The organism is Mesorhizobium sp. LNHC229A00 (assembly GCF_000502415.1).
GTDB lineage: Bacteria > Pseudomonadota > Alphaproteobacteria > Rhizobiales > Rhizobiaceae > Mesorhizobium.
Genome location: NZ_AYWQ01000004.1, coordinates 86,158 through 99,950, shown reverse-complemented (window position 1 = coordinate 99,950; position 13,793 = coordinate 86,158). Strand labels below are relative to the sequence as shown.

Sequence of the window (13,793 nt, the reverse complement as noted above, 5' to 3'; positions counted from 1 at the left end):
CAGCGACAATGACAATTGTCCAAGGCGGGGCCAATCAGCCAATCAGGGCTATCGTCCAAATCGGACCAGTCGCCAAAATCGGATTTTGGAACTTGCGGATTTCGATGGTGTTTGGCAATCGTTCATGGTCCGTCCAGGCAAGCGACCTATATCAGGTGGATCGAATATCAGGTGGGTCGAATTCAAGCCCTGGGCGTGCATTGCGATAACTTGCCGGGAACCGTAGATTGAGCTGCCCGGGCTGGTGCGGCCATATAGAACGAGGACGATGAATGGGCGCCGGAGCCTTGACCAGGGATGTTGAGCCAACGAATGCGGAGCGTCAGCGATGGCTGACCCTGGCGGAAAAAGCATTGGCCGGCGCAACCTTCGAGGAAAAGCTGGTCTCGCATACCGACGACAGTATCCGCGTCGAGCCGCTCTATGAACGCGCGACCGGAACGGAACCGATCGTGCGCGCCAATCCTCAATTGCCGTGGATCGTCAGCCAGCGCGTCGACGACCCCGATGTCGAACGCGCCAAGAGCCAGGTCCTGGAAGATATCGCTCAGGGCGCGACGGGATTGTCGCTCGTCTTCGAGGGTGCCCCGAACGCGTTCGGCTACGGCCTGCCGAGGACGGCGCAGGCGCTCGAGACGGTGCTGGAGGGCGTGCCACTCAACCGGGTCCAGATCCGTATCGACACCCACCCCTGGAGCCGCCCCATGGCCGACTGGCTGGTGGCGTTCCTGAGCAAGCGCCGTTCGGATCCGGCAAAGCTCAACCTGTCCTTCGGCATCGATCCGGCTGCTATCCTCGCCGGCACCGGCCGGCTGCGCATGTCGATCGAGGCGCTGCAGGAATCCATGCCGCAATCGCTGGCGCATTTCTTCGCGATGGGCGTTCCGGGTGTGCTTCTGGAGGCGGACGGTCGCGTCTTCCACAATGCCGGCGCCACGGAATCGCAGGAACTCGGCATTATGCTGGCCTCGGCGGTCTCGTATCTGAGAATGTTCGAGAAGGCACGGCAACCGCTCGTCTATGCCGCGCCTCATATCGGTTTCGCGCTCAGCGTCGACCAGGACCAGTTCCTGTCGATGGCCAAGGTGCGAGCCCTGCGCAGGCTGTGGGCACGCGTGCAGGAGGCCTGCTCGATCCCTAATTCCACGGCCAACATCCATGCCGAGACATCTTTTCGCATGATGACGGCATTGGATCCCGAAACCAACATCCTGCGCACGACGATCGGCTGCTTCGCCGCGGCGGCGGGAGGCGCCGATTCAATCTCAATCCTGCCGCATACGATGGCGCACGGCCTGCCGGCGGCGTTTGCCCGCCGCGTCGCGCGCAACGCGCAGTTGATCATGGCCAATGAAAGCCATGTCGATCATGTTGCCGATCCCGCCCATGGCTCCGGCGCCGTCGAAGCGCTCACCTCAGACCTTTGCGAAGCCGCGTGGGCCGAATTACAGGCCATCGAGGCTGAAGGTGGCGTGCTGTCCAGCCTTCGGGACGGACATATCCAGCAGCGCGTCCGCAACGCCGCCGCCCATCGCGCCATAGCCTTCAAGTCAGGCGAGCGGGCCATTGTCGGCTGCACGCTTTATCCGTTGAAAAGCGAGCGGCCGGTCGAGACGCTGGACGCAGAGAAGCGGCCTGCCTTCACCGAGGGCGTCGTCCTGTGCGAAGCGTTGTCTCCGGTCCGCATCGATCAATCCATCGGGGCTGCTTCTTGATTCCGGATTTCAGGCAGATCGGCTGGGTGCCGCCGCGCCGCGCGCCTGTCGAGGTCAAGGGACAGCGAACAACGCCGGAAGGCCTTGTTGTCAAGCAGCTGTACAGTCAGGGCGACCTCAAGGGATTGTCGCATCTCGACACCTATCCGGGCCTGCCGCCCTTCGTGCGCGGCCCCTACCCGACCATGTATGTCCAGCAGCCCTGGACCATCCGGCAATATGCCGGCTTTTCGACCGCCGAAGAATCCAACGCCTTCTACCGGCGCAACCTTGCCGCCGGCCAGAAGGGCTTGTCGGTTGCCTTCGATCTCGCCACGCACCGCGGCTATGACTCAGACCATCCGCGCGTCGCCGGCGATGTCGGCATGGCCGGCGTGGCCATCGATTCCATCCTCGACATGCGGCAATTGTTCGACGGCATTCCGCTCGGCGAGATGACCGTGTCGATGACGATGAACGGCGCGGTGCTGCCGATCATGGCGCTCTACATCGTGGCGGCGGAAGAGCAAGGCGTCGCGCAGAAGGATTTGGCCGGGACCATTCAGAACGATATTCTGAAGGAATTCATGGTCCGCAACACCTACATCTATCCGCCGAAGCCCTCGATGCGGATCGTCTCGGACATCTTCTCCTACACCTCGAAGAACATGCCGAAGTTCAATTCAATTTCGATCTCCGGCTATCACATGCAGGAGGCCGGCGCGACCGCCGACCTGGAGCTCGCCTATACGATCGCCGACGGCATCGAATATGCCCGCGCCGGCGTCGCGGCGGGGCTCGACATCGACCGTTTCGCGCCGCGCCTGTCGTTCTTCTGGGCGATCGGCATGAACTTCTTCATGGAAGTGGCCAAGCTCAGGGCCGCACGCCTGTTGTGGGCAACGCTGATGAAAAAGAACTTCGCGCCAAAGGACGAGCGGTCGCTGTCCCTGCGCACCCATTGCCAGACCTCCGGCTGGTCGCTGACGGCGCAGGATCCCTACAACAACATCATCCGCACCATGATCGAGGCGATGGCCGCGACCCAAGGGCATACCCAGTCGCTGCACACCAACTCCTTCGATGAAGCAATGGCGCTGCCGACCGACCATTCGGCGCGCATCGCCCGCAACACGCAACTCATCTTGCAGAAGGAATCCGGCACCACACGCATCATCGATCCTTGGGGCGGTTCGGCCTATCTCGAGCGGCTGACACACGATCTGGCGGCGCGTGCGCTCGCCCATATCGAGGAGGTGGAGGCTCTCGGCGGCATGGCGGCGGCCATCGAAAAGGGCATACCCAAGCTGCGCATCGAGGAAGCCGCGGCCCGCACGCAGGCGCGCATCGATTCAGGCGAGCAGATGCTGGTCGGCGTCAATGCGCATCGCCCCGGGACCGATATCGCGGTCGACGTGCTGAAGATCGACAATGCCGAGGCCAGGGCCCGGCAACTCTCGAAGCTGCAACGGCTGAAAGGCACGCGTGAGGTCGCCGCAGTGGAAAGCGCGCTCGATGCACTGACTCGTGCCGCACACAGCGAGGACAACCTCCTGGAGTTCGCAATCCGCGCCGCGCGCGCCAATGCCACTGTCGGCGAAATCTCGTTCGCCCTGGAAAGAGCCTATGGCCGCCATGTGGCCACGGTGCAGACCATTTCCGGTGTCTACGGCAAAGCGCTTGGCGACAATCCGGTGGTCGACCGCCTGCAGGACAAGCTTGATGCGTTCGAAAAGAAAAACGGCGGCAAGCCGCGCATCCTGGTGGCCAAGATGGGACAGGACGGCCACGACCGCGGGCAGAAGGTGATCGCCACGGCCTTCGCCGATCTCGGCTTCGACGTTACCGTCGGCGCCATGTTCCAGACGCCGGAAGAGATCGCGAAACTGGCTGTCCAGAACGACGTCCACATCATCGGCGCCTCATCGCTGGCAGCGGGTCACCTGACGCTGATCCCCGAATTGCGCGACACGCTGAAGAAGCTCGGCCGCGGCGACATGTTGATCGTGGCCGGCGGCGTCATCCCGCCGCAGGATTACGATGCGGTGCTGCAAGCAGGCGCAGCGGAAATCTTCCCGCCGGGCACGGTCATTCCGGAAGCGGCTGAGCGGCTGCTGGATCGGCTGCTATCGTTTTGACGAAACTATTATAATATCTGTTGCAACATCCAGCGCACTGAAGACCGGTGATCAACTCCAGATCGTCGAAACGGATAAGGGCACTGCCCTTGAGCCGGTGGATGACAGTTTCGAACGGCAGATGGAAGCTGCTCGCAAGGTCATGGACAAGTACAAGGTCGCGCTTCAGAAGCTCGCCGAATGAGTTGGGAGTTCCTGACCCGGCGCACAGTCGAAGCGATGCATGCAGAGCAATTGCGCAGGCACGGCGGAGCACAAGGTCTGAGAGATGAAAATGCTCTTGAACCGGCGCTTCCCCGNTGCAGAGCAATTGCGCAGGCACGGCGGAGCACAAGGTCTGAGAGATGAAAATGCTCTTGAACCGGCGCTTCCCCGTGCCGAAAACAAGGCAAACTACGGGGAGCCTTCGGTCGAGGACCTTGCAGCCGCCTACGTCTTCGGCATTGCCAGGAACCATGCCTTTGTCGACGGCAACAAACGGACATCGATCGTCGCCGCCGGCGCATTTTTGATCGTGAACGGCCATGTCCTGGTGGCCGACAACGGCACGCTCTACGAATTCGTCATGGCCGTCGCTGCCGGCGAGATCGACGAAGCGGGTGAGGCCGCGCTTTTCCGCGACCATGTCGTCAAGCTTGAAGACTAGCTCTCCGAGAGCTTGACGATCTCCCACTCCTTGCCGTTGACGCTGGCCACGTCGCCAACCTTCTTGCCGAATAGCGCAACCGCCATTGGCGAGACATGCGAAATGCTGCCCTTGGCCGGGTCGGCTTCGTCCTCGCCGACGATCTTCCAGTGCACCTTCTTGCCGTCGTCACTTTGCAGCGTGACACCCATGCCGAAGCGGACGACATCACTGCCGGGCTCCGGCACGGAAAGCTCGGCACTCTCGCGCCGCGCGGTCCAGTAGCGCAGGTCGCGCGACACGACCGCAATGCGCTCGCGGTCGGCTTTCCGCTCCGCTTTCGCCATGATATCGCGCAGATCGGCCAGATTGTCCTCGATCTGCGCCATGCCGCGCTCCGTCACTAGGTTGCGGTGCGTGCTGATCGGCCGCTCGCCAACACCGGCGATGGCGTTTTCGCTGTCTTCTTCGCGGGTGAAAGCTCGGCTCATCCCCTGAACTTAGGCGCCGAGTGGCTGCCCGACAAGTCATTGCCGCCGAGAAGAGGCGTGTTGAACGTCTGGCATGATTCCTGCGGCGCCGGGGCTGAACACTGGGATTCTGTGCCGATGTTGAACAGACGAACGCTGCTGAAGCAGACCGCCGGCTTTGCGGTCATGGGCCTCGCGCTCGGCAAGGCGGCGGCCGCCAGCCTGACCGGTATCGAGAAAGCCTCGATGCGCGGCTCGATCAACGCCACCGAACTTGGCGTCCAGCCCGGCACGTTTGACGACCAGAGCAAGGCTTTCGCCAAGCTGCTGCGCGACGCGAATGGCCGTGACATGCCGGTCTTCCTGCCGCCCGGCACCTATGTGGTGTCCAATCTCTCGCTGCCTGAGCGCGTGCGTCTTTCCGGCGTGCCGGGCGCGACGCGGATCGTCTATGGTGGCGACGGCCATTTGTTTATGGCCGAACAGGCCGACCATATCGAACTCAGCGGACTGGTTTTCGACGGCGCGAACCGCTCTATGGGCAACTATGCGCAGGGGCTGCTCGATCTGCGCCGGGTGGCGCACCTCGTGGTGGACAACTGCCAGATCACGGGCAGCGGCAAGAACGGGCTGGCGCTGGAACATGCCGCGGGCCGGATCGAGCGTTCGGACATATCCGGGGCGGCGGACGCCGGCATCTATTCGGTGGAGGCCGCAGGGCTGGCAATCACCGGCAATACCGTCTCCGATTGCGCCAATGGCGGCATTCTGGTGCACCGTTGGCAAGCGGCGGAAGACGACACCATGGTCACCGGCAACCGCGTCGAACGCATTGGCGCGCGCAGCGGCGGTACAGGCCAGAACGGCAACGGCATCAATGCCTTCCGCGCCGGCAATGTCGTCATCTCGGGCAATGTGGTTTCGGACTGTGCCTTCTCGGCGATCCGGGCCAACAGTTCCAGCAATTTGCAGATATCGGGCAATACCTGCTCGCGCTCGGGCGAGACCGCGGTCTATTCCGAGTTCTCGTTCGAGGGTGCCGTCATCTCCAACAACATCGTCGACGGTGCCGCCAACGGCATCTCGATCGTCAACTTCAACGAAGGCGGCCGCATGGGTGTCTGCTCCGGCAACATGGTGCGCAATCTGTCGACATCAGGCCCCTATACCGCGGATCCACCCGGTTTCGGCGTTGGGATCGCCGTCGAGGCCGACACCGTCGCTTCCAACAACGTCATCGAGAACGCGCCGCTCTACGGCATGTCGATCGGCTGGGGGCCGTATCTGCGCAACGTCGTGGCCACCGGCAACATCATTCGCAAGGCAGGCACCGGCATCGTCGTCAGCGTAGTCGAAGGTGCCGGCACGGCCGTCATCTCCGACAACGTCATCGACGGCGCGTCGAACGGAGCGGTTGTCGGCCAGCGCTGGGCCGAGCCGGTGACATCAGACCTCACCCAGACCGGCAGCAGCGGCTATGCGCACCTGACCGTCGAGCGCAACCGCGTCAGCTGATTGTTGCTTTCAGTTCAAGGCCGGCGTCGGCGTCAGCGCCCCGACCTTGGCGCCAATCCGGCTTTCGATGGGCGGATTCGCCAATTGGAGCAGTCTCGCGGACAGGCCCTCGTCCGCATGCAACAACCTGGCAAGCACGGCGGCGGCGATTGCATCGCCGGCGCGCGCGGCACCGTCATCGCATTTCACGGCGATGCCGAGGCCGAGTTCGGGAATTGCGGCACAGTGGACGCCCTCGGCCCCGCCTTTGGCGAAAATTCGTCCGGGAGCGGCTTGCATCAGCAACAGATCGGCGCGGCCGGTGCCGGCGACGAAGAACGGCTCCGCCATGCAGGCCGAAAGCAGCCGCTTCGCGGCCTTCGCCCGCTCCGGGCCAAAGCCGTGGGCCGCGGCCATGCGGGCAAAGCCGAGCGCGAAACTCCTGAGCGGCACCGCATAGGTCGGGATCGAGCAACCGTCGGTCGCGCGTTCCTCGGGGCCGTGCACAGCGCCGGTGACTGCCTCCATGGCGTCGCGCACCATTTCCTGCATGGCGTGATCCGGTCTGACATAGCCGCGATGCGCGATGCCCGAATGGACGCAGGTACAGAGGAAACCGGAGTGCTTGCCGGAACAGTTGTTGTGCAACGCATTCGGTAAACCACCGGCACGCGCGAGCGCAATCTCGGCGTCATGGTTCGAGGGCCAGTGGACCCCGCATTCGAGCGCAGACCCGTTCAGCCCGGCCCTGGCCAGCATGGACCGCGCCAGTTCGGCATGCGCCGGTTCGCCGGAGTGGGAGGCGCAGGCCAGCGCCAGTTCGCGATTGCCGAAGTCATAGGCATCCGCGGCACCCGTTTCGACAAGCGGCAGGGCCTGGATCGCCTTTACGGCGGAACGCGGAAAGACCGGCTTGGACGTATCGCCGATCTCCAGCACCGGCTTGCCGTCGGCATCGAAGACGGCAACGGCGCCGCGATGGGCGCTCTCGACAATGGCGCCGCGCAAAACTTCGATCAGAACCGGATTTGCCATGCTACCTCCCACGAATGCCGGGGCGGTTTACCTGATCCGGTCGAGAATGGAAACGTAGTTGGCGACCGCCGCACCGCCCATATTGAAGATGCCGCCGAGTTTCGCGCCCGGCACCTGGATGCCGCCGGCTTCGCCGACAAGCTGCATGGCGGTCAAAACATGCATGGAGACGCCGGTGGCGCCGATTGGATGGCCCTTGGCCTTCAGCCCGCCGGAGGGATTGACCGGCAGGCGGCCGTTTTTTGCCGTCGTGCCATCCAGCGCCAGTTTTGCGCCCTCACCGGGCTTGGCCAGTCCCATCGCTTCATACTCGATCAACTCGGCGATGGTGAAGCAGTCATGCGTCTCGACGAAGGAGAGATCGTCGAGCGTTACGCCGGCATTCTTCAAAGCGCGGGTCCAGGCCTGCTCGCAGCCCTCGAAGGTCAGGATGTCGCGCTTCGACATCGGCAGGAAATCCTGCACATGCTCGTTAGCGCGGAAGGCGACCGCGCGGCGCATCTTCAGCGCCGTTGCCGTGTCGGCAAGGACAAGGGCAGCGGCGCCGTCGGAGACTAGCGAGCAGTCGGTGCGTTTGAGAGGACCGGCGACGAACGGGTTTTTCTCGCTTTCCTGCCGGCAGAAGTCATAGCCGAAATCCTTGCGCATCTGCGCATAGGGATTGTCGACGCCATTCTTGTGGTTCTTGGCAGCGATCATGGCTAGCGCATCCGACTGGTCGCCATAGCGCTGGAAATAGGCCTGCGCGATCTTGCCGAAGACGCCGGCGAAGCCGGCTGGCGTCTCGCCGTCCTCGGGCAGATAGGAAGCCTTAAGCAAATTCTTGCCGATTTCGGGCCCGGGCGTCGTCGTCATCTGCTCGGCGCCAACCACCAGCACGATTCGGGCGGCGTTCGCATCAATGGCGCGGACACCTTGCCTGACGGCGGCCGAACCGGTGGCGCAAGCATTCTCGACGCGTGTCGCCGGCTTGAAGCGCAACCGGTCGTCCGCCTGGAGAACCAGACTTGCCGTGAAATCCTGCGCCGAAAAGCCGGCATTGAAATGGCCAAGCACGATCTCGTCGACCTCGTCCGGGCCGATGCCGGCATGGTCGAGCGCGTCCGTCGCGACCTTGACGATCAGGTTTTCGAGCGTCTCGCCCTCAAGCTTGCCAAAGCGCGAATGCGCCCAGCCAACGATGCATGCGGTCATGGCGGTCTCCATCTTGGCGCCACCGCCCACGGCTCGTGACGCACTTCGCCTTTATTGTTCAAATATAAACATTCTCACCGGAGCCGTGAAGGGCCGCAACGCGAAAATCGCTTGGTACAGGTCGCGTCGAGGTCGATTTTTTATTGATTGACGCGTCAATAAAAAATAATCTCCCGCAAAAATCGGGAACGGCATGCCAAAAGTCGGAATGGAGCCATTGCGCCGCAGGGCGCTCATCGACGCGACGATCTCGGCGATCGGCGAGCGTGGCTCGCTTGACGTGACCATGTCGGAGATCGCCGGACGCGCCGGTGTGTCTTCTGCGCTTGCCCACCACTATTTCGGCGCCAAGGACGAGCTGCTGTTCGCGACGATGCGGCACATTCTGGCCGAACTGACCATCGATATGCGCCGCGCCCTGCAGTGCGCCGGCACCGCGCGCGAGCGCGTCTCGGTCGTGGTCGCCGTCAACTTCTCCGATGTCCAGTTCCGGGCCGAAACCATCGCCGCATGGCTCGCTTTTTATGTCGAGGCGCAGCAATCGTCTTCGCTGCGCCGGCTGCTCAGAATCTATGCCCGGCGGCTGCATTCCAACCTGATGAGTGGATTGACCGGCATCCTGCCGAGGACAGAAGCCGATCGCGCCGCGGAAGCGACGGCGGCGATGATCGACGGGCTCTACATCAGGCGCGCGCTGAAGGATGGCGTGCCTGACGCCGCGACAGCGATCGCGCTGGTCGAGGATTATCTCGAAACCAAACTTGGCGGACGGCACAAGCAGTGACAGCGAAGCGACCCAATTTCCTGATCGTCATGGTCGACCAGCTCAATGGGACCTTGTTCCCGGATGGGCCGGCGGAATTTCTGCACACGCCGCATCTGAAGGGGCTGGCCGCGCGTTCGGCGCGCTTTGCCAACAACTACACCGCCTCGCCACTCTGCGCGCCGGGCCGCGCCTCCTTCATGAGCGGCCAGTTGCCGTCGCGCACCGGTGTCTATGACAATGCCGCCGAGTTCGCCTCGTCGATCCCCACCTTCGCCCATCATTTGCGTGCGGCCGGCTACTACACCTGCCTGTCGGGCAAGATGCATTTCGTCGGACCGGATCAGCTGCACGGCTTCGAGGAACGGCTGACCACCGACATCTATCCGGCGGATTTCGGCTGGACGCCGGACTACCGCAAACCCGGCGAGCGCATTGAGTGGTGGTATCATAATCTGGGTTCGGTGACCGGCGCCGGCGTTGCGGAAACAACCAACCAGATGGAGTATGACGACGAGGTCGTGTTCCTCGCGTCTCAGAAGCTCTATCAGCTTTCGCGCGAACAGGACGATGCGAGCCATCGGCCCTGGTGCCTGACCGTCTCGCTCTCGCACCCACACGATCCCTATGTCGCGCGCAAGCAGTACTGGGATCTCTATGAGCATTGCCAGGTGCTGGATCCGGAAACCGGGTACATCGCTGAAGACGAGCAGGATCCGCATTCTCGGCGACTGTACCATGCCAGCGACTATCCCTCTTTCGAGATCACGCCCGAAGAGGTGCGTCGTTCGCGCCGCGGCTATTTCGCCAACATCTCCTATGTCGACGACAAGGTCGGCGAGCTCCTCGACGTTCTCACGCGGACGCGTATGTCCGACGACACGATCATCCTGTTCTGTTCGGATCACGGCGACATGCTCGGCGAGCGAGGCCTGTGGTTCAAAATGAGCTTCTTCGAAGGCTCGGCGCGGGTGCCGTTGATGATCGCCGGCAAGGGCATTCGTGCCGGGCTGATCGAGGCGCCGGTCTCCAATCTCGACGTGGCACCAACACTTTGCGACCTTGCCGGCATCGACATCGGGGCGATCGCGCCGTGGACCGACGGCCAGTCGCTGCTGCCGCTCACCAAGGGCGGGCAGCGCACGGCACCGGTGCTGATCGAGTACGCGGCGGAGGGGTCCTATGCGCCCTTGGTGGCAATCCGCGAAGGCAGATACAAATTCGTCCATTGCGAACTCGATCCGCCGCAATTGTTCGATCTCGAAGCCGATCCGCTCGAGCGGGACAACCTGGCCGACGACCCCGCCAATGCGGGTCTTGTGGCGGCATTCCTGGAAAAGGTCCGGGCGCGTTGGGACATGGCCGGCTTCGATGCCGCCGTGCGCGAAAACCAGGCACGCCGCTGGGTCGTCTATCCGGCGCTGCGCAACGGCGCCTACTACCCCTGGGATTTCCAGCCCTTGCAGAAGGCGTCAGAGCGGTACATGCGCAATCACATGAACCTGGACAATCTCGAAGAGAGCAAAAGGTATCCGCGAGGCGAATGATGGCAGACCTTCTCGTTCCCACTCTCGACCATCTCAGGCAGGCCTATGCGGTAACGTCACGGGCGACACAGGTCACGCCGCTGCTGGAATCNGTACATGCGCAATCACATGAACCTGGACAATCTCGAAGAGAGCAAAAGGTATCCGCGAGGCGAATGATGACAGACCTTCTCGTTCCCACTCTCGACCATCTCAGGCAGGCCTATGCGGTAACGTCACGGGCGACACAGGTCACGCCGCTGCTGGAATCGGCGGCGCTCGCCAGGGAGACCGGCGCGTCTCGCGTCTTCATCAAGCCGGAATCGCTGCAATGGGCCGGATCCTTCAAGGTCCGCGGCGCTTATTGGCGGCTGAAGCGGCTTTCGCCCGACGAGGCGAAGAAGGGCGTCGTCGCCTATTCCTCCGGCAATTTCGCGCAAGGGCTGGCTGCGGCCGGCCAGGCGCTTGGCATTCCGGTGACCATCGTCATGCCGATCGACGCGCCGGCCGCCAAGCGCGATGCTACCGCAGGCTATGGCGCGCGCGTTGTGCTGACAGACCATGGCGATCGCGCGCGTGAAGAGGTCGCGGCGGCCAAGGCGCGCGAAATCGCTGAAACAGAAGGGCTAGCGCTCCTGCATCCATTCGACGATCCCGAGATCGTCGCGGGTCAGGCAGGTGCCGGCCTCGAGGCGCTCGACCAGCTGTCGGCTAGGGATGCCAGTGCCGATCTCCTGTTCTGCTCGGTCGGTGGCGGTGGGCTGATCGGCGGCGTTTCGCTCGCCTTCCACTATCTGTCGCCGGCGACCGAGATCGTCGGCGTCGAGCCCGAAGGGTTCGACGGCATGGGCTCGTCGCTGGCGCATGGCAGCATCGAGACCATGCCGATCGGTCCTAAATCGATCTGCGACGGACTGATGTCGCGCCGGCCCGGCGACGCGCCGTTCGCCGCGGTCAAGACCGCTGGCGTGCGCGGCATCACGGTCGACGATCAGTCGGTGCGGCGCGCGATGCGGATCGCTTTCGAGCGTATGAAGCTGGTGCTCGAACCGTCAGGTGCGGCGTCGCTGGCGGCATTGCTCGGTGGCAAGGTGGATGTGGCGGAAAAGACCGTCCTGGTGGTGGTTACCGGCGGCAACGTTTCGCTCGCCGATTTTATGGCGCATATGAACCATGCTTGAAGCGGATTTCGTCATCATCGGCTCCGGGTCCGCCGGTTCGGCCATGGCCTACCGCCTGTCGGAAGACGGCAAGCATTCGGTCATCGTCATCGAATTCGGCGGCACCGATATCGGGCCGTTGATCCAGATGCCTTCGGCGCTGTCGATACCGCTCAACATGAGCCTCTACGACTGGGGCTTCGCCAGTGAACCGGAACCGCATCTGGGTGGCCGCGTGCTGGCGACGCCGCGCGGCAAGGTGATCGGCGGCTCGTCCTCGATCAACGGCATGGTCTATGTGCGCGGCCACGCCCGCGACTTCGACCATTGGGCCGAACAGGGCGCGACCGGCTGGGGCTTCGCCGACGTGCTGCCCTACTTCAAGCGCATGGAGGATTCCGACGGCGGCGAGGACGGCTGGCGCGGGCACGGCGGCCCGCTGCATGTGCAGCGCGGCTCGCGGCGCAATCCGCTCTATGGCGCCTTCGTCGAAGCGGGCCGCCAGGCAGGGTTTGAACTGACCGACGACTACAATGGCGCCAAGCAGGAAGGCTTCGGCCCGATGGAGCAGACCATTCTGGGCGGCCGCCGCTGGTCGGCGGCATCAGCCTATATGAAGCCGGCCCTCCGGCGCAAAAACGTCAGACTGGTCAAAGGCTTCGCGCGCCGGGTGATCATCGAGAATCAACGCGCCATCGGCGTCGAGATCGAAGCTCACAAACAGATTCAGGTCGTTAAGGCGCGACGTGAAGTGATCGTCGCGGCGTCGTCGATCAACTCGCCAAAGATCCTGATGCTGTCCGGTATCGGCCCGGCCGGGCATTTGCGCGAAAACGGCATTGCCGTCGTGGCCGACCGGCCTGGAGTCGGCGGCAACCTGCAGGACCATCTGGAGCTCTACATACAGCAGGAATCGACCAAACCGATCACGCTGAATTCAGTGCTGAACCCGTTCTCCAAGGCGATGATCGGGGCGCGGTGGCTGTTCTTCAAATCGGGCCTTGGCGCCACCAATCATTTCGAGGCGGCCGCCTTCGTGCGCTCGCAGGCAGGCGTCGACTATCCCGACATCCAGTACCACTTCATCCCGGCGGCGGTGCGTTATGACGGCAAGGCGGCGGCGAAGTCGCACGGCTTCCAGGCGCATGTCGGACCGATGCGCTCGAAGTCGCGCGGCTCGGTGACGCTACGCTCGCCGGATCCGAAAGCGAAGCCGGTCATCCGCTTCAACTACATGTCGCATCCAGACGACTGGGCGGAGTTCCGCCACTGCATCCGCCTGACCCGCGAAATCTTCGGCCAGTCGGCCTTCGATGCCTATCGCGGACAGGAACTCTCTCCGGGCAGCCATGTCCAGTCGGACGACGATCTCGACGTGTTCATTCGCGATCATGCCGAAAGCGCCTACCACCCCTGCGGCACCTGCCGAATGGGCCACGTCGATGATCAATCGAGCGTGGTCGATCCGGAATGCCGGGTTATCGGCGTCGACGGATTGCGGGTCGCCGACTCCTCGATCTTCCCGCGGGTCACCAACGGCAACCTCAACGCGCCATCGATCATGACCGGCGAAAAAGCGTCCGATCACATCCTTGGCCGCACACCGCTCGCGCCGTCCAACCAGGAACCATGGATCAATCCGCGCTGGCAGGCGTCCGACAGATAGGCCATGATCCGCCGATAGAGTGAGCCGC

General features: G+C 63.3%; 11 protein-coding genes. 8 read left to right on the top strand and 3 right to left on the bottom strand.

Annotation, left to right across the window (positions count from 1 at the left end; all coding sequences use genetic code 11):
- The first annotated feature begins 272 nt into the window (after positions 1 to 272).
- The 3 genes from X742_RS159115 (at position 273) to X742_RS159130 (ending at position 4,478) form a co-directional block, all read left to right on the top strand.
- The gene (locus X742_RS159115; protein ID WP_023771546.1) at positions 273 to 1,715 is read left to right on the top strand and encodes a methylmalonyl-CoA mutase subunit beta; all 1,443 of its coding nucleotides are present in this window, start codon (positions 273 to 275) and stop codon (positions 1,713 to 1,715) included.
- Positions 1,712 to 3,832 carry a methylmalonyl-CoA mutase gene (scpA, locus tag X742_RS159120; protein ID WP_023771545.1) on the top strand — a complete coding sequence of 707 codons (2,121 nt, stop codon included), beginning with the start codon at positions 1,712 to 1,714 and terminating at the stop codon, positions 3,830 to 3,832. Before X742_RS159115 ends, scpA begins: the two co-directional genes overlap by 4 nt.
- A gap of 274 nt (positions 3,833 to 4,106) precedes the next feature.
- Positions 4,107 to 4,478 carry a type II toxin-antitoxin system death-on-curing family toxin gene (locus X742_RS159130; protein WP_245275530.1) on the top strand — a complete coding sequence of 124 codons (372 nt, stop codon included), beginning with the start codon at positions 4,107 to 4,109 and terminating at the stop codon, positions 4,476 to 4,478.
- On the opposite strand, the gene greA is transcribed toward X742_RS159130, so the two are convergent.
- A complete protein-coding gene (gene greA / locus X742_RS159135; RefSeq protein WP_023771542.1) occupies positions 4,475 to 4,948 on the bottom strand; it encodes a transcription elongation factor GreA in 474 nt (157 codons plus the stop codon). The genes X742_RS159130 and greA overlap by 4 nt on opposite strands.
- Before the next feature lie 117 nt (positions 4,949 to 5,065).
- Here greA and X742_RS159140 point away from each other — a divergent pair, with 117 nt between their 5' ends.
- Positions 5,066 to 6,442, top strand: coding sequence for a TIGR03808 family TAT-translocated repetitive protein (locus tag X742_RS159140; protein WP_023771541.1), 1,377 nt, complete (start codon positions 5,066 to 5,068; stop codon positions 6,440 to 6,442).
- 9 nt (positions 6,443 to 6,451) lie between these two features.
- Here the strand turns inward: X742_RS159140 and X742_RS159145 are convergent, their stop codons facing one another.
- Both X742_RS159145 and X742_RS159150 read right to left on the bottom strand, forming a co-directional pair.
- The gene (locus X742_RS159145) at positions 6,452 to 7,456 is read right to left on the bottom strand and encodes an asparaginase (protein WP_023771540.1); all 1,005 of its coding nucleotides are present in this window, start codon (positions 7,454 to 7,456) and stop codon (positions 6,452 to 6,454) included.
- A 27-nt stretch (positions 7,457 to 7,483) separates the two neighbouring features.
- A complete protein-coding gene (locus X742_RS159150) occupies positions 7,484 to 8,650 on the bottom strand; it encodes an acetyl-CoA acetyltransferase (RefSeq protein WP_023771539.1) in 1,167 nt (388 codons plus the stop codon).
- 193 nt (positions 8,651 to 8,843) lie between these two features.
- Between X742_RS159150 and betI the strand changes: the two genes are divergently transcribed.
- From betI to betA, 4 genes are all read left to right on the top strand, one after another.
- Complete coding sequence (betI, locus tag X742_RS159155; RefSeq protein ID WP_023771538.1) at positions 8,844 to 9,434, top strand: transcriptional regulator BetI; 591 nt, start codon at positions 8,844 to 8,846, stop codon at positions 9,432 to 9,434.
- Positions 9,431 to 10,960, top strand: a complete 1,530-nt coding sequence (gene betC, locus X742_RS159160; RefSeq protein ID WP_023771537.1) for a choline-sulfatase — start codon at positions 9,431 to 9,433, stop codon at positions 10,958 to 10,960. The genes betI and betC overlap by 4 nt, the downstream gene beginning before the upstream one ends.
- A gap of 155 nt (positions 10,961 to 11,115) precedes the next feature.
- A complete protein-coding gene (locus X742_RS159165; RefSeq protein ID WP_031247804.1) occupies positions 11,116 to 12,120 on the top strand; it encodes a threonine/serine dehydratase in 1,005 nt (334 codons plus the stop codon).
- Complete coding sequence (betA, locus tag X742_RS159170) at positions 12,113 to 13,765, top strand: choline dehydrogenase (RefSeq protein ID WP_023771535.1); 1,653 nt, start codon at positions 12,113 to 12,115, stop codon at positions 13,763 to 13,765. The genes X742_RS159165 and betA overlap by 8 nt, the downstream gene beginning before the upstream one ends.
- The last annotated feature ends 28 nt before the right edge of the window (positions 13,766 to 13,793 follow it).